Consider the following 15,957-nt stretch of genomic DNA (forward strand, 5'->3'; position numbering starts at 1 on the left):
GCGAAATCGACTCCGAGCGAGGCTACTTGATGTGGGATCCGACCAGGGAAAGCGCGATATCCGGGAAGGCGATGATGATCGCCAATACCGCCAGCATGGCCATCAGGAAGGGCATGACGCCGAGCACAACGTCGGTGATCGGCCCAACGGGTCCATCACCGGCAAGCCGCTGCCTCACGCCCTGAAGGACAAAGAGATTCATGCCCACCGGCGGGGTGATCAGGGCCAGCTCCACCAGAATGACCACGATGATGCCGAACCACACCAGATCGACATCGGCCGCCACCAGCACCGGCAGGAAGATAGGTAGCGTGGACACTACGATGGCCAGGCCATCCATCACCGTGCCGAGGAGGATGAACACCACGCAGAGCAGGATGATCAACTGCAATTGGGTCAGCCCGAGTTCGGCAACCCAAGCAGAGATGGCCGCTGGAATGCCAACGAAGGAGAGAACGAACTGCAAGAGGAAGGCGGCGACGACGATCAGTATCACCATGCAGCTGGTCACTGCCGTCGACACGAAGGTCTCTGACAGCATGCGTAGTGAGACACGCCGCTTGAAGCAGGCGATCAGGAAGGCTCCGGTAACGCCGTAGGCTGCCGCCTCGACGGAGGTCGCCACCCCCGTGTAGATCGAGCCGAGGACGACGCCAATCAGGCCGACGATAGGCAGGATCTTGAGAATGCCCGTCACCAGCCCCTTCACGCTGACCTCGCCACCAGAATTACGCACACGGTGGGGAGAGGCAAAGGAGAACACCGCCACGACACCGAGAAAGGAGGCCAGCATGATAAGGCCAGGAACAATGGCGGCGATATAGAGTTGTCCGATCGACACCTCAGCGACGAGACCATAGACGATCATGATGATGCTCGGCGGAATCAGCACCCCGAGTGTCCCACCCGAGGCGATGGAGCCCAGTGAGATCTTTTCACTGTAACCATGCTTGCGCATCGCTGGCATCGCCACGGAGCCGATGGTCGAGGTCGTGGCCACGCTGGAGCCGGAGACGGCCGCGAAGACCCCAGAGGCAAAGATGTTGGTGTGCATCAGCCCGCCCGGCAGGCGGCTCAGCATCTTCGAGAAGGTCTCGTAGAGATCGTCGGTCATACCGCTACGCAACAGGATCTCGCCCATCATGATGTACAAGGGAACGACGATGATCGTAAGGGTACTGTGGGAAGCCCAGGAAACATGGCCAAAAAAACCCCAGATGGGGCCGATGAAGACCAACCCCACCACCAGGGCAGCCATCCCAAGAACGACAGCCACATGCAGCCCAATCACAAAACCAATAAGCAGGAAAATGGTAAGAGAAACGGCAATCTCAAGCATGAGAAATCCCTCCCTTGGAAGGCCGGAGTAAGGCGACAATCAGTCTGGTGGCCTGAATACTCAGCAATACATAGCCCAACGCCATGATGCTCTGGGGAATGAAGAGCGGTAGCGATACGATTGCCTGGGGAATATGCGATCCGATTCGGTAGGACTCGTAGGCATTGCCGAGTGCCTGCCAGGCGAGCACCGTGGCAAGTCCCAGCATGCTGACGAAGGCGAAGACGTCCGATATCCAGTTGAGCCTTTGGGGATAGATGGTTTTCAGCACATCGATCCTGACATGGGCATTCATCGCCAGGGCATAGGCCAGCGGCAGAGTGCCCACCATGACGATGACGAAGGACGCCACTGTGTCAGAAATTCCGGAGAAAGGGCCGCCCAAGCGCCGACTGGTCACGTCGATGGTCATGAAGAAGGCCAACAAGAGTACCGCCGCCCCACTCAACAAGGACAGGGAATACGTCAGAGGAACTGAAGTCTGGCTGGCTCTATGATTCATCGTGATGTCACTCCATGCCAGGAACTGGGGCCAGCCATATACTGTTGATCGGCGTGGTGACCCGGGGGTAGGGAGAGGGGATGAGGATATCCCCTCGGCTAAGGGTGCGAAAATTTATTCGATGCGAATGCCACTCAAGGGAGCAATATGGGTATTGAAGCTCTGCGCGGCTCCTTCGCTGTCAGAGACGCGCCCCGGCCACCAGGGCAGTACCACTTCCTGTGAAATATTCTGGATATCGTTCCACCACGCCTCGGGCAGCTGAGCGTGATCGAGATTCATGCCATTCTCTTGGGCGATCTCGAAGCCCAGCTCGGCATTCTTCATACCGAGACGCCAGCCCTCGTCACTGAACTCGTCGGAAAATTCCTCGATGGTGGCCTGGACTTCGTCGGGTAGGTCGTTCCAGGTGCGCTGACTGACGACGATGTACCCCGTGGCCGGAGCGATGCCGATATCCGAGACGTGATCGGTGGTTTCCCAAAGGCTCATCCTGCCGATATGCTCGGCCCCGGTTACCATGCCGTCGATCAGGCCCCTCTGCAGGGCGCCATAGAGCTCGGACATCGGCAGGCTCATGGGCTCAGCGCCAAGCTCTTCGAGGTACTTGGCCTGACTAGAAGAGAAGACGCGGATCTTCTTGCCTTCCAGATCACTCAACTCGTCAACAGGGAAGGTCGAGTAGAGGTGCATGGGCCCCCAGGCGAAGCTGGATATTACCTTGCCCCCCATCCGGTCCTCGTTTTCCGCAACCACATGGGTCATCCAGGCATCGGTGATCGCTCGGTAGTCGTCATAACTCGACGCCAATCCAGGAAGCTCCGATGCCTCGATCATCGGAAAATCGCCTGCCACATAGCCGGTGGTGATCTCGGCAAAGTCGATCATCCCTGAGCTCAGCACTCGGAGGAACTCCGTCCCCGACATCCCGAGCTCGTCTGCGGTGACGATCTCAAGCGAGTAGCGGCCATCCGTCTCCTCCTGGAGTCGCTCGTCCAGCCAATGCCACTTCTTGTAGCTCTCCCCCGTGCGATGCAGGGCCACCGCCCGCAGGGTCTTGGTATCACTCGCCTGGGCCTGCTGCGTGATTCCTGCCAGGCCCGGCAGAGATAAGGCGAACCCGGCACCGAGCAGGACACTCAGGCAAAGGGGAGCGAGGGACCTCGTGGCCCGTGGACTTGCGTTCAGTTCTTGCATGCTACACCTCGTCTTGTTGGCGTTATTTTGGTGACGGTGTTCGGGCCCGCACCGCTGATGTGTGTCGCTCTTGGCAGGCCATCCTAAAGCCGGAACAAGGTTCTAATTTGAAACATTATTCCAAAAACAAACAATACCCCACTTTAGTCTACCCAAGATTCAGAGGCGGGGAATGCCGAGCACCTGTGGCGAGTCGTCCAGCGACCCCGCCTCGTACATCGCCCAGGCGGTGATCGACTGCCAGCGCTGCAGGTACTCCCGAGCCGCCTCGCCGGAGAGGTTCAGTGCCGTGGCCCCTACGTTGTCCAGGAAGGCCTGGAAGGCCTCGGTCTCCACGGCCTCGGCATAGGTATCCTCGAGGATCGCCTTGATGTGGTCGGGGGTATCCTTATGCACGTAGGCGCCCTTGAAGGAGCCATAGGGCATGTAGGGCCGCAGGCCGGGAATCAGTTCGGTGAGCGCCGGCATGTCCGGATAAGCCTCGAGACGCTCGGCATCGAGTACCGCCAGGGCCCGAAGACGCCCGGAGTTGATGTACTCGCGGGTAGAGGAGAGGCTCGAGGGCATGAAATCGATATGCCCTCCCTGCAAGGCGGAAATGCCCGGGCCCTCGCCGGCGAAGGTGACATGGCGCACGTCGAAGTCGATCAGACTGCTGACCAGCGCATGGGTGGTGGCGGCCAGACTCGCCGCGCCCTGGTTGCCCATGCGCAGCTCGCCCGGGTTCTCCCGGATATGAGCGACCAGTTCCTCCATGGTCTCGAAGGGGCTATCGGCCGGTACCACGAAGACCACGATGTCGACGCTGGTGATGTTCACCGGATGCAGGTCGCTGTAATCGAAGTCGGCGAGTCCCAGCAGGGGAAAGAGTTGCGGATTCTCGGCGCCATACAGGATGTGGTAGCCGTCGGCTCGCTGGTTCAGCACGTGATTGGTGCCGATCACCCCGGTCCCCCCCGGGCGATTGGTGAGGATGACCGTCGTGCCGAGAAGCTCTTCCACATGGGGCGTCAGGCCGCGGGCGATCACGTCGGTGGAACCACCGGCCCCCCACTGGATGGTGCCCTGGATATTGCGTTGGGGGTAGTCGGCCAGGACCGTACCGGCCATCAGCATGGCGGCGGTGGAGATGGCGAGACTCGCGGTTGTCAGGCTTTTCATGATGTACACCTCTATTGTGGTTGTGGTTGCGCTGGGCACTGCGCAGCCGTGTTCGAGCACGCTGCGCCGGCTCATCCCTGCCCTACGGTGAATAGCCACCGCCCTCCTTGATCGGTGGCCGGGAAAGCATCAGGTTTGCAGGCTCGCCTCCGGCGCCCCGAGGGCACTCCAGCCACCATCTGCCACCAGCACGCTGCCAGTGATGAAGCTGGCCTGCGGCGAGGTGAGAAAGGCGATCGCCTCGGCGATCTCCGCCGGGTCGGCCAGCCGTCCCATCGGGGTTCTGGCCTCGAGGGCCGCGGTATCGATGGTGCCGCGCCGTTCCAGTTCGTCGATCAGGGTGGTACGCACATAGCCGGGGGCGATGGCATTCACGCGCACCCCGTGTCGAGCCCATTCGCAGGCCATGGAGCGAGTCATGCCAAGGATCCCGGCCTTGGCCGCACCGTAGGCGTTACGGGTTGGAATGCCGCCCAGAGCGGCGATGGAGCTAAGATTGACGATGGCTCCCTGCCTCCGTGCCAGCATCTCGCCAGCGACCGCCTGGGTGACCAGAAAGGTGCCGCACAGATTTACCCTGAGCACCTGCTCGAAGCCCTCCCCGGACTGCCCCAGGGTCTCCCCCGGCTGCTCGGCGATACCGGCATTGTTGATCAGCACGTCAATGCGACCGAAGGCAGCCATTACCCGCTCGACCATGGCGCTGACTTGTTCCGTGTCGGTAACGTCGGCCTCTATGCCCAGGTGACCCGGCCCCAGTTCCTTGGCCCGAGCCACGGCAGCCTGGCCGTCGAGGTCGATGACGACCACATGGGGGATGTCCCGAGCGAGGCGCCGAGCGGTAGCCCAGCCGATGCCCTGGGCGCCTCCGGTGACCAACGCCACCGCACTCATGACGCCACCCATTCATTGAGGCGATCGATGCCGCGAATCAGGCGGGTCTCCTGTGCCACGATCAGGTGGCCGGAGGCCGCCAGGTACTCGGCGAAGGCGGGGTGCGCATCGCGCGCCGCACAGCGTCGCTCGTAGTCGGCCAGGGAGTCGTATCCCCACAGGTGCACGAACTGGTTCTGGGGGCCCACTACGCTGGTGTGGAAGCCCAGCGGCGTGCCCAGGGTCTCCTTGAGGATCGGCATCGCCAGGCGATGGAAGACCTCGACGAACTCGCCCATCCTGCGCGGTGCGATGGTGTAGACGCGGTGGTCAATCAGCGGCTTGATGGCCATGAGCCTTCTCCTTTCCCGGTGTCTCGGCGGCCGGCGCTCGCTGCGCCAGTTCGTCGTCGATGCCGGCCAGATGGCGGCCGGTGATGTAGCCGAAGGTCATGATCGGTCCCAGGGTGATCCCCGCAGCGGGATAGCTGCCGCCCATGATGCTGCGCCGGTCGTTGCCCACGGCGTAGAGTCCCTGGATACACTCACCGTTACCGTCCAGCACCCGCCCGTAGACGTCGGTCTTGATGCCGTCGAAGGTGCCGAGGTCGCCCATGTAGACCTTGACGGCGTAGAAGGGCCCCTTGTGGATCGGCGCCACGCAGGGATTGGATCCGTGCTGGGGGTCGGCCAGGTAGCGGTTGAAGCTGGTGGTGCCGCGGCCAAACTGGCGATCCTCGCCGACCGCGGCGCCCGCGTTGTACTCGGCGACGGTGTGCTCCAACTGGCCGGGCTCGACCCCGATTTCACGCGCCAGCTCGGTCAGCGTGCGGCCGCGCTTCAGGTACCCCTTGCGGATCAGCCCCCCGGCCGGCATCGGCGCCGGCTTGACGTAGCCCAGGCCGTACTTGCTCAGGCAGGTCTGGTCACAGATCAGCCACATATGGGTGCTGTCGTCCTGACAGTGCTCGAGCATGGCGGTACCGACGTCGTGGTAGGAATCGGACTCGTTGCAGAAGCGCCGGCCATCGGGGCCGATGCCGACCACCCCGGGCTTGTAGCGGTCGAGCAGATGGGGAAACTTGCCTGTCCCGCCGCCCTTCCTGGGTACCAGGGACGTGGGCATCCAGGCGGAGGGCTGGGGGTACTCGCAGGTCACCGGCACGCCGAGCGCCTCCACCATGGCCAGGCCATCACCGGTGTTGCTCTCCGGTACCGGCGAGTGATGCTCACCGCCCCGCCTCAGGTGCGGATAGGCCTGGCGGATGCGCGCCACGTCCTGAGCGAAACCGCCGCAGGCCAGCACCACCCCCCGGCGTGCCTCGATGGTCACCTCGCGCCCCTCGAGCAGCGCCCGGGCGCCACGGACCCGGCCTTCGACATGCAGCAGTTCGCGGGCCGGCGCGCCGGTGTGGATCGGAATGCCCAGATCGAAGGCACTCCTGGCTAGCCGCGCGGCCAAGGCATTGCCGCTGGTCACATTGACGCCGCGGCGGTAGAGCACGAGCTCCTTCAAGTGGATGGCCAGGCGCTTGGCCACATAACGAAAGGAAGTCAGTGAGCGGGTGGCATTGAAGAAGTGCTTGAGGTCGGCATTGGAGGAGTTGAACATCATGCCGATGAAGGTGATGGTCTCGAGCGGCGGGCGCATCCGCCGCATCTCCTTGCCGAGTTCGCGCAGGTCGAAGGGGGCGGCCAGGATCGAACGGCCGATATCGACGCCACCCGGTCGCGTCGGGTGGTAGTCGGGATAGAGGGTCGGCACGAACTGGACGGCGGTCTCCCGCTCGAAGAAATCCACCATCTCCGGTCCCTTGTCGAGGAAGGCCTCGACGGCCTCGGCGTCGAAGAAATCGCCGGCCTCGGTGCGCAGGTAGTCGCGGGCGGCCTCACGTGAGTCGTCGGGATTCTGGGCCCGGCCGTGATGGTTGCCGGGAATCCACAGCACGCCACCGGAGAAGGCGGTGGTGCCGCCGAAGACATCGGTCTTCTCGAGAACGACGACCTCGAGCCCCTGCCTGGCGGCGGTGATGGCGGTGGAGAGGCCGCCGGCGCCGGCGCCTATCACCAGCACATCGCACTGACGATCCTCCGGATATGAGGTGTGGTTGGGGGTCATGGCTGGCCCTCCTGGGTCGGAAATGAAAGGAAATCAGTCGGCCGAGAAGCCGGGACGCGGCACCTTGTCCATCAGCATGCAGGGCAGGCCACCATCGACGCCGAGCTCGGCGCCATTGACATAGCCGGCACGCTCGCTGAGCAGGAAGAGCACCGCGTTGGCGATGTCCTCGGCCTCACCGATGCGACGACTGGCGGTGAAGGCCTCGCGCGCTTCGGTGACGCCGGGCCGGGCGTAGAAGGCCGCCGAGAGCTCGGTGCGAATCATCCCAGGGGAGACGGCGTTGCTGCGCACGCCGAGGGGCCCCCACTCGGCGGCCAGCTGGCGGGAGAGGATCGCCACCGCCGCCTTGCTCGGGCTGTAGGCGCCGCTCCAGGTCTGGGGCTGGTTGGCGGAGACCGAGGCGATGTGCACGATGCTGCCGCGGCCCCGGTCGCGCATCGGCCGGCCGAAGGCCCGGGCGCAGAGCAGGTAGCCGGTGAGGTTGACCGCCAGCACCGCATTCCAGTCGGCCAGCGACACCTCGGCGAGCCCGCCGGGGCGCAGGATGCCGGCGCCGTTGACCAGCCCCCGGCAGGGCCCCAGCGCCTCCTCCACCGCCGCCGCCGCCTGGCGGACCTGCGACTCGTCAGCGATATCGCAGGCCAGGGCGATGCGCCGACCGGGCAGGTCGTCCAGCGTTCGCACCAGCTCCTCGCAGTCCGCCAGGTTGCGGTCCAGCAGGGCCACGTCGGCGCCGGCCTCGGCCAGGGCGCGAGCGACACCGGCACCGATGCCACTGGCCGCCCCGGTGACCACCTGGACCGTGCCGGCCAGGCCGAGCCAATCGCCCGCTGTCGTCGTCTGTGCTGCCATCCGATGCCTCCTCTGATGGTGAGGGCAACCCGGCCGGGGCGCCCGATGGCGATGGATGGCTTGTATTTTTCATTGGAGGGAGGGGCGAAATAAGGCACATTGACCAACAGAAGTTGGACGATTTCTAACTTCCTTCACTCTTTGGTCTAAGCTCGGGCGAAAGAAGCGCTGGGTAGGGGAGGATAGCGATGAGCGATGCCCTGGAACGGGCCGTGCCGGTGTTCAAGCTGTATGGCGAGACCCAGCACTGGCCGACCCCGGACCTGCTGCACTGCGAGCTGATCCGCGAGCGCAGCGGCCCCCACGACTGGCACATCCCGCCCCATCGCCACGCGGACCTGATGCACCTGCTCTATATCCGTCGCGGCGAGGGCGAACTGCACCTGGAGGGCGTCGGGCACCCCATCGCCGGGCCCAATGTGCTGGTGGTGCCGGCCATGGTGATCCATGGCTTCGACTTCGAGCGGGATACCGACGGCTATGCCATCACCCTCTCCCGGCCGCTAATCGGCGAGCTCGCCGAACGGCTCGGCAGCCGGGGGCAGACCTTCTTCCAGGCGGCCCACTTCCCCCTGGCCGACCAGCCCGAGGCCGCCGCCATCGATACCCTGGTCACCCAGTTGCACGCGGAGTATCGCTATCCCGCCGCGGGACGCGAACCGATGCTGCACGCCATGATCCAGGCCCTGGCGGTGCTGGTGGCACGCCGCGGCGAGCGGCGCCGCATCCATCAGTTGCCCAACCGCGACAAGGGCTACGCCCACCTGGTGCGCTACCAGACGCTGGTGGAACGGCACTACCGGGAGCAGCCCTCGGTGGCCTCGCTGGCCGACCGGCTGGGCATCACCGGCACCTACCTCAACACCCTCTGCCAGCGCCTGGCCGGCGCCAGCGCCCAGCGACTCCTCCATGAGCGGGTGATGCTCGAGGCCAAGCGACTGCTCACCTACACCCGCATGACCGTCAGCCAGGTGGCCAATGCCCTGGGTTTCTCTGAGCCGGCCTACTTCACCCGCTTCTTCAAGCGGCACACCGGGCTCTCGCCCAAGGCCTTCCGCCAACGCCAGCAGTGAGCACAAAAAGGCACCTCCGGCATCGGCGCGGAGGCGCAAGTTCCTACGGAGGAAAGGGAACGCCGGTCTCGGTCTCTCAGGGGCGCGGGATGCCCAGCGACTCGGGCGACACCTTGGCGGCGCCGGCATCCTCGAGTAGCCAGCTGGTCAGTGCCTGCCAGCGATCGATGTACTCCTGGGCCTCGTCGCCGCGCAAGTTCAGCGTCACGCCGCCGAAGTCGCTGTTGTAGCGTTCCGTGAAGGCTTCGCTGCCCACCGCCGCCTCGAAGGCGTCGGCCAGGGTGGCTTTGGCCTCCTCGGGAGTGTCCTTGTGGACGTAGATGCCCTGGAAAGACCCCCAGGGCAGATACGTCTCCGCCTCGGGCAAGTCCTCGGTGACCGCGGGAATGTCCGGCAGCAAATCGATGCGCTCCTCCGCCAGGATCGCGAGCCCCTTGAGCTTTCCGGACTTCAGGTATTCCACCGCCGGCGGCAGGCTGAGCGGCATGAAATCAATGTGCTCGCCCATCAAGGCGGTGATGCCGGGGCCGTCACCGCCAAAGGTCACCTTGCGCACGTCGAGGTCGTAATCGGTCACGGCGTCGAGGATGGTGTGGGTGATATGTGGCGTCGCCCCTGTGCCCACATCGCCCATGCGCAGGCTACCCGGCTCGGCCTCGATGGCGGCCAGCAGGTCACCGAAGGTGTCGTGGGGGCTGTCGGGATGCACGGCGATCACCACCAGTCCCTGGCCGATCACATTGATGGGCGTGAAGTCCTCGTAGGCGAAGTCGGCGACGTCCAGCACTGGATAGAGGGTGGTGTCCTGGGTGCCGACCAGCAGGTTATAGCCATCGGGCCGCTGCTGACGCACGTAGTTGACCCCGATGACTGCACCACCGCCGGGGCGGTTGTGGGGAATGACGGACACTCCCAGTACGTCCTCGGCCAGCGGAATCAGTGTCCTGGCCACCAGGTCGGTCAAGCCTCCTGCTCCCCACGGGATGGTGGCATGGATGTCCCGATCGGGGTAGGCGGCATGGGCCGCACCCGTCAAGGGGAGCAGGACGGCGGCGAGAGCGAGGGCGGAAAGCGGCTTGTTCATGGTTCCAGGACTCCAAATCGTTGTTGTCGCTATGGCAGGGAGACCGGTGCTGTCCTTCGAACTCGCCGGCCCCTTGACGAGCACCCTAGACCATGTCTTGATAACCACACAACAAAAACTTGAACACAGTTCCACTAAAGAACAAAGCACCAAGTCCAAACGTCTGGTCATCACCACCTGAGGGAGCCTCATGCAGATCGCCATCGACTCCTACTGCTATCACCGCTACTTCGGCGAGGTCTATCCCGGTCTCGAGTCCCCTCCGCAGCAGGCCATGACGCTGGACGAGGTCATCGACCGGGCCATCGCCTTCGGCGTCGAGGGCGTGTCGCTGGAGTCCTTCATGCTCGATGACGCCTCCCCGGAGCGGCTCACCGCGCTGCGCGAGAGGCTCGACGAGGCGGGCCTCGCCCGGGTCTGGGCCTGGGGACATCCGGATGGCCTGGGCTCGGGCAGCCGGCCCGAGGCCCTGGAGGACCTCTTCGTCCACATCGAGGTGGCCCGTGCCCTGGGGGCCGGGGTGATGCGCATCTGCGCCGGGGGACGGCGGACCCGACCGACCAGCTGGGCGGACCATAGACGCGACCTGCTGCCGCTGCTGCGGCGCGCCACCGAGCGTGCCGAAGAGCGAGGGCTGGTGCTGGCCGTGGAGAACCATGTGGACCTGCTGGCCGACGAACTGGTGGAGCTCATCGAGGCGGTCGACAGTCCGGCCCTGGGCGTCTGCCTCGATACCGCCAATAACCTGCGCCTGTTCGAGGACCCCATGAGGGCGATCGAGACGCTCGCCCCCTACGCCCGGGCCACCCACCTCAAGGACATCACCGCCTACCGTGGCGACCCCAAGAGTTTCGGCTTCTGGCCCAGCGTGCCCCTGGGGCAGGGCCTGATCGACATCCCGGCCACGCTGCGGCTGCTGAAACAGCATGGTTATCAGGGCCTGCTAGCCCTGGAGATCGACTACCTGCACCCGGCCCACGGTGACGAAGCGAGCGCCATCGGCACCAGCCTCGACTACCTGCGTCATACCCTGGCCAAGCTGTGACGCCCCATTCCCATCGGAGATCCTCGACCATGACGACACCCCTGAAGATCGCCCTGATCGGCGCCGGCGCCATGGGGCGCCAGCATGCCGGCTATATCGCCAGGGAATCCGCCGCCACGCTGGTGGCCAGCACCGATCCCTTCAGCTCGGCGCTGGCCGACGAGACCGGCATCGAGCACTTCACCGACCACCGAGAGATGCTCGACCAAGTGCGACCGGATGCCGTGATCATCGCCAACCCCAACGATCTCCACGTCACCACCGCCATCGACTGCCTGGAGCGCGGCATCCCCGCCCTGCTGGAGAAGCCGGTGGCCTGCTCGCGTGAAGAAGCGAGCCAGCTGATCGCCGCCCAACATCGGTACGACGTGCCGATCCTGGTCGGCCATCACCGCCGCCACAACCCAGTGGCCGAGCGCGCCAAGGCGATCATCGACGCGGGCCGTCTCGGTCGCCTGGCCACCGTCACCGGCATGTGGCAAACCTGCAAGCCCGACGACTATTTTTCCATGGAGTGGCGCCGCCAACCGGGAGCCGGGGTGGTGCTGATCAACCTGGTCCATGACCTGGACCTGCTGCGCCACTTCTGTGGCGAGATCTCGGCCGTGCAGGCCATGACCCACAATGCCCTGCGCGGTTTCGAGGTGGAGGACAGCGCCATCGTCCAACTGGAGTTCGCGAACGGTGCCCTGGGCAGCCTGACCGGCTCGGACGGTGTGGTGTCCCCCTGGGGCTGGGATCAGAACGTCAACGAGGTACCGCTCTATGCCAAACACCTCGATCAGAGCTGCTATTTCCTGGCCGGCAGCGAAGGTGCGCTAAGCGTGCCGCAACTCTCGCTGTGGCGATATGGCGAGGCTCGCGGTTGGCAGCATCAACTGGTCTGCGAGTCACACCGCTTCACCGAGGGCAGCGCCCAGCAGCGTCAGCTCGCCCATTTCATCGAAGTCGCCCGCGGCCAGGCCGAACCGCTGGTCAGCGTGGAGGATGCCGCCTGGACCCTGGCGGTGATCGATGCCATCCAGGAGGCCGCCCGCACCGGCCAACGACAGATACCGCGCTCGCCGTGAGCTCGGCATCCACGGCATACGATGGGCGGCAGGGGCTTGCCGAATAGAAAAAAATGGAACACTATTCAGATATTGGAATTAATTCTGAAAATTGCCGCCAAACGCCGGCGGCCTGATGATGCTGTGAGGTGGTATATGCCGGACACGACGACGTCCCCCTGGGACGATGAGGTCGACTTGCTGGTCGTTGGCGCTGGAGCGGGTGGCATGACGGCGGCCCTGGTCGGCAGCCTGGAGGGGCTCGAGGTGCTGCTGTGCGAGAAGACCGAGATGGTGGGCGGCATCACCTCCACCTCCGGCGGAACCATCTGGATACCCGGCACCCACCTCAGTGTGGAGGCCGGGGTGCCCGATACCACCGAGGCCGCCGCTAGCTTCCTCGACGCCGTGGTGGGCGAGCGCGGTGGCGACGCCCAGCGCGCCGCCTTCCTTGAGGCCGGCCCACAGGTGGTCGAGTTCCTGCAGTCGAAGACGGCGGTGAAACTGGCCGCTGCCCAGGCTCACCCGGACTACATCGGCAACCAGCCCGGTGAAGCCTACGGCGGGCGCGCCCTAGCCCCGCTGCCCTTCGACGGCCGCCGGCTGGACAAGGCCGACTTCATCCGGGTGCGTCCGCCGCGGCGCGAGTTCCTGGCCCTGGGCGGCATGATGACGGCACGCAACGAGATCGACGCCCTGCTGCACCCCTTGGCCTCGCTGGGCAACTTCCGCCTGGCCGCAACCACGGTGCTGCGCTACGCCTTCGACCGCCTGCGCTACCCGCGCGGTACCCGCCTGGTGATGGGCAATGCCCTGGTCGCCCAGTTGCTCTACAGCCTGCGCCAGCAGGACGTCCCGCTGCGCTTCGAGACGCGCCTGGTCGAACTGGTCAAGGAGGGGGATGCCGTGGTCGGTGCCATCATGGCAGGCCCCGATGGGCATCGCCGGATCTGGGCGCGCCACGGCGTGGTCCTGGCCACCGGCGGTATCGCCCGCCACCCCCGGCTACGCCAGCAGCTCTACCCCGAGGCCGCGCGCCGCTACTGCCTGGCCCCGGAGACCAATACCGGCGACGGGGTCGAGATGGCGCTGGCCGGCGGCGCAGCCCTGACCGAGGGGCTCGATAGCCCCGGCCTGTGGATGCCCTGCTCGATTCTCAAGCGCCAGGACGGCACGGAGCTGATGTGGCCGCACATCATCCTCGACCGCGCCAAGCCAGGGCTGATCGCGGTGAACAGCGCCGGGCGGCGCTTCGTCAACGAGTCGGACTCCTACCACGACTTCGTGATGGGCATGCTGCGCTCACCCGAGCAGGCGCCGGACAAGCCCGCCCACCTGATCTGCGACAGGGCTTTCCTCGACAAGTACATCCTGGGCATGGTGTTCCACGGGAGCCGTCGCCTCAAGCCGTTCCTGAAGGCCGGCTACCTGATCGAGGGGGAATCCCCCCAGGCGCTGGCCGGCAAAATCGGCGTCGACCCGGCCGCCCTGGAGCAGACCCTGGCCGACTACAATCGCGATGCCGAACGCGGCGAAGACCCCATCTTTGGCCGCGGCACGAGCGCCATGAACCGCTTTAACGGCGACCCCGAGCAGACCCCCAACCCCTGCGTGCGCCCGCTCGGCCCCGGTCCCTACTACGCCCTGGCGGTATGGCCGGCTGACCTGGCCAGCAGCGTCGGCCTCAAGGGCGATGAGGACGGCCGGGTGCTGGATGCGGACGAACGGCCGATCCACGGGCTCTACGCCTGCGGCAACGACCTGGGTTCGATGTTCCGCGGCACCTATCCGGGCCCCGGCACCACCCTGGGGCCGGCCATGGTGATGGCCTGGCGGCTCGTCCAACACGCCGCAGACGGGGAGGGCCGGGCCAACGCCCGCACGTCGCAACGGACCGCGGTATGACGCGAAGCCAGATGCCTGCCTGAACGCCCCCTCCATGAACGACCAGGCCCCCGGTTTCCACCGGGGGCCTGGTCGTCTGGGGGGGGGGGGGGTCAGAGAGGCCCGGGAGGCTAGCCCTTGGGCGGCAGGCCAGGGATATGCGCCATGATGGAGTCGGCGAATCCGCCGTCGGCCAGCAGGTTCTGGCCGGTCACATAGGCCGCGCCCTCGCCGAGCAGGAAGGCGACGATGCCGGCGATCTGGGCCGGCTGGCCAATCTGGTGCAGAGGAATCACCTGCTGACGCCGCTCGGCCACCTCCGGATGCTGGTACAGCCTATCGGTGGCCGAGGTGTGGATCATGCCCGGCGAGATGCTGTTGACCCGGATGCCGTCCGCCGCCCACTCCTGGGCGAGTTGCTGGGTAAGCATGATGACCGCCGCCTTGCTGGTGGAATAGGCACCGCTGCCCGGATGGGGGTGAACACCCACCATGGAGGCAATGTTCACCAGGCTGCCACGGCTGGCCTTGAGCGCCGGATAGGCCGCCTTGGCCAGCAGCCAGGGGCCCCGCGCATTGACGTCGAACAGCCGATCCCACTCGGCCTGGTCCAGCTCGACGAGACGGCCGGGCGCCATGATGCCGACGTTGGACACCACCCCGTCCAGGCTTCCGCAGAAGGCCAGCGCCTCCTCCACCAGCCGCGACGGCACAGCGGGATCGGCCATGTCGCCCACCAGCACCGTTACCCTGGCCCCCTGTGCTTCGAGTTCCGCCACCAAGGCGCTGAACGCCTCGCTCTCGCGGCTGGCGGTCAGCGCCAGGTACGGGGTCTCGCCCCTGGCCAGGGCATCACTCGCCAGTTGGCGGGCGATGCCCGCGCCAATGCCACGGCTCGCGCCGGTGATCAGGACTCGCATGGGTTCTCTCCTTCTTCTCGGGGATCAGGGGGTCGGGTGTCGGGGATCTAGGTTCTCGATCAAGCGCCGACTGGCGCGCAGGGCCTCCCGGGCCCAGCGTTCGTGACCGAGTTCAGCGATGCGCCGCTGGTGCGGCACCTCGACGCTGACCGGCAGGTCGCCCGGCAGCTGGCGCCAGAAACCGGCCAGATCGATGCCTCCCTCGCCGGGCAGCCAACGCTCGCAGCGGGCCGCGCGGATCAGCTCGGCGTCGTCGGCCGGGCGCTCCGCCGGGCCGTCGCAAAGCTGGGCATAGTGCAACCAGTCGCGCGGCAGCTCGGTGAGCTGTTCCGGCCGGCCACCGGAACGGTCGAAGTGCAGCGCATCGACGATGATGCCGCCATTGGGCTGGGCAGCCTGTGCCACAACCCGTCGCGCTGCGTCCAGGTCGGGGACTCGGGTCCAGGGCATGAACTCCAGGTCGCAGGCGAGCCCGAAGGGGCGCGCCGCCTCACAGAGCGCCGCGTAGGAAGCGACCAGACGGCCGGGGTCCGGGTCGTCGGCGGCCACCAGGATCACCCGAGCGCCCAGTTCGGCGCCGGTCTCGAAGAAGTCCAGGTACTCCTCGGCCCGGAAGCGGGCATCCAGCCGGACCATTTCCAGATCGAAGATGCCAACCCCCGTGGCGGCAATGGCCGCCCGTGTGTCGCGCCGCAGGGCGGTATCCTTCATCAGCGGAAAGGCCAGGCCTCCCGGCGCGGCCGGCAGCAGACGGATACCGGCATAACGGTAACCCGTACGCGCGGCCACCTCGAGCATCTCGGGTGGGCGCAGGCCTTCGGTGGTCAGGTGCGACAGCGAGTAGACTCGTGCCATGC

General features: G+C 65.8%; 15 protein-coding genes. 4 read left to right on the top strand and 11 right to left on the bottom strand.

Annotated features, from left to right (window positions below; genetic code table 11):
• Nucleotides 1-22: 22 nt before the first annotated feature.
• The 8 genes from C1H66_RS19385 to C1H66_RS19420 form a co-directional block, all read right to left on the bottom strand.
• Nucleotides 23-1,339, bottom strand: coding sequence for a TRAP transporter large permease (locus C1H66_RS19385; RefSeq protein WP_102629513.1), 1,317 nt, complete (start codon nucleotides 1,337-1,339; stop codon nucleotides 23-25).
• The gene (locus C1H66_RS19390) at nucleotides 1,332-1,841 is read right to left on the bottom strand and encodes a TRAP transporter small permease subunit (protein ID WP_102629514.1); all 510 of its coding nucleotides are present in this window, start codon (nucleotides 1,839-1,841) and stop codon (nucleotides 1,332-1,334) included. The genes C1H66_RS19385 and C1H66_RS19390 overlap by 8 nt, the downstream gene beginning before the upstream one ends.
• 114 nt (nucleotides 1,842-1,955) lie before the next feature.
• Nucleotides 1,956-3,038: a TRAP transporter substrate-binding protein gene (locus C1H66_RS19395; RefSeq protein WP_102629515.1), complete on the bottom strand. Its 1,083-nt coding sequence runs from the start codon at nucleotides 3,036-3,038 to the stop codon at nucleotides 1,956-1,958.
• Nucleotides 3,039-3,197: 159 nt separating this feature from the next.
• Nucleotides 3,198-4,199, bottom strand: coding sequence for a tripartite tricarboxylate transporter substrate binding protein (locus C1H66_RS19400; RefSeq protein WP_240618404.1), 1,002 nt, complete (start codon nucleotides 4,197-4,199; stop codon nucleotides 3,198-3,200).
• 129 nt (nucleotides 4,200-4,328) lie between these two features.
• Nucleotides 4,329-5,093, bottom strand: a complete 765-nt coding sequence (locus tag C1H66_RS19405; protein ID WP_102629516.1) for an SDR family NAD(P)-dependent oxidoreductase — start codon at nucleotides 5,091-5,093, stop codon at nucleotides 4,329-4,331.
• A complete protein-coding gene (locus tag C1H66_RS19410; protein ID WP_102629517.1) occupies nucleotides 5,090-5,425 on the bottom strand; it encodes an NIPSNAP family protein in 336 nt (111 codons plus the stop codon). The genes C1H66_RS19405 and C1H66_RS19410 overlap by 4 nt, the downstream gene beginning before the upstream one ends.
• Nucleotides 5,403-7,190, bottom strand: a complete 1,788-nt coding sequence (locus C1H66_RS19415; RefSeq protein WP_102629518.1) for an FAD-dependent oxidoreductase — start codon at nucleotides 7,188-7,190, stop codon at nucleotides 5,403-5,405. Before C1H66_RS19415 ends, C1H66_RS19410 begins: the two co-directional genes overlap by 23 nt.
• A gap of 33 nt (nucleotides 7,191-7,223) precedes the next feature.
• Nucleotides 7,224-8,045, bottom strand: coding sequence for an SDR family NAD(P)-dependent oxidoreductase (locus C1H66_RS19420; protein WP_102629519.1), 822 nt, complete (start codon nucleotides 8,043-8,045; stop codon nucleotides 7,224-7,226).
• Nucleotides 8,046-8,233: 188 nt separating this feature from the next.
• Between C1H66_RS19420 and C1H66_RS19425 the strand changes: the two genes are divergently transcribed.
• A complete protein-coding gene (locus C1H66_RS19425; RefSeq protein ID WP_102629520.1) occupies nucleotides 8,234-9,118 on the top strand; it encodes a helix-turn-helix domain-containing protein in 885 nt (294 codons plus the stop codon).
• Nucleotides 9,119-9,194: 76 nt separating this feature from the next.
• Here the strand turns inward: C1H66_RS19425 and C1H66_RS19430 are convergent, their stop codons facing one another.
• Nucleotides 9,195-10,202 (bottom strand): tripartite tricarboxylate transporter substrate binding protein, encoded by a 1,008-nt coding sequence (locus tag C1H66_RS19430; RefSeq protein WP_102629521.1) that lies wholly within the window; start codon nucleotides 10,200-10,202, stop codon nucleotides 9,195-9,197.
• A 190-nt stretch (nucleotides 10,203-10,392) separates the two neighbouring features.
• Here C1H66_RS19430 and C1H66_RS19435 point away from each other — a divergent pair, with 190 nt between their 5' ends.
• From C1H66_RS19435 to C1H66_RS19445, 3 genes are all read left to right on the top strand, one after another.
• A complete protein-coding gene (locus C1H66_RS19435; RefSeq protein WP_102629522.1) occupies nucleotides 10,393-11,247 on the top strand; it encodes a sugar phosphate isomerase/epimerase family protein in 855 nt (284 codons plus the stop codon).
• 29 nt (nucleotides 11,248-11,276) lie between these two features.
• Nucleotides 11,277-12,317, top strand: coding sequence for a Gfo/Idh/MocA family protein (locus tag C1H66_RS19440; protein WP_102629523.1), 1,041 nt, complete (start codon nucleotides 11,277-11,279; stop codon nucleotides 12,315-12,317).
• A 135-nt stretch (nucleotides 12,318-12,452) separates the two neighbouring features.
• A complete protein-coding gene (locus C1H66_RS19445) occupies nucleotides 12,453-14,201 on the top strand; it encodes an FAD-binding protein (protein WP_102629524.1) in 1,749 nt (582 codons plus the stop codon).
• Nucleotides 14,202-14,311: 110 nt separating this feature from the next.
• Here C1H66_RS19445 and C1H66_RS19450 read toward each other — a convergent pair whose 3' ends face one another.
• Both C1H66_RS19450 and C1H66_RS19455 read right to left on the bottom strand, forming a co-directional pair.
• Nucleotides 14,312-15,100, bottom strand: coding sequence for an SDR family NAD(P)-dependent oxidoreductase (locus C1H66_RS19450; RefSeq protein ID WP_102629525.1), 789 nt, complete (start codon nucleotides 15,098-15,100; stop codon nucleotides 14,312-14,314).
• 24 nt (nucleotides 15,101-15,124) lie between these two features.
• Nucleotides 15,125-15,955, bottom strand: coding sequence for a sugar phosphate isomerase/epimerase family protein (locus tag C1H66_RS19455; protein WP_102629526.1), 831 nt, complete (start codon nucleotides 15,953-15,955; stop codon nucleotides 15,125-15,127).
• Between the last annotated feature and the right edge of the window lie 2 nt (nucleotides 15,956-15,957).

Origin of the sequence: Halomonas heilongjiangensis (assembly GCF_002879645.1) — a bacterium.
Taxonomy (GTDB): domain Bacteria; phylum Pseudomonadota; class Gammaproteobacteria; order Pseudomonadales; family Halomonadaceae; genus Halomonas; species Halomonas heilongjiangensis.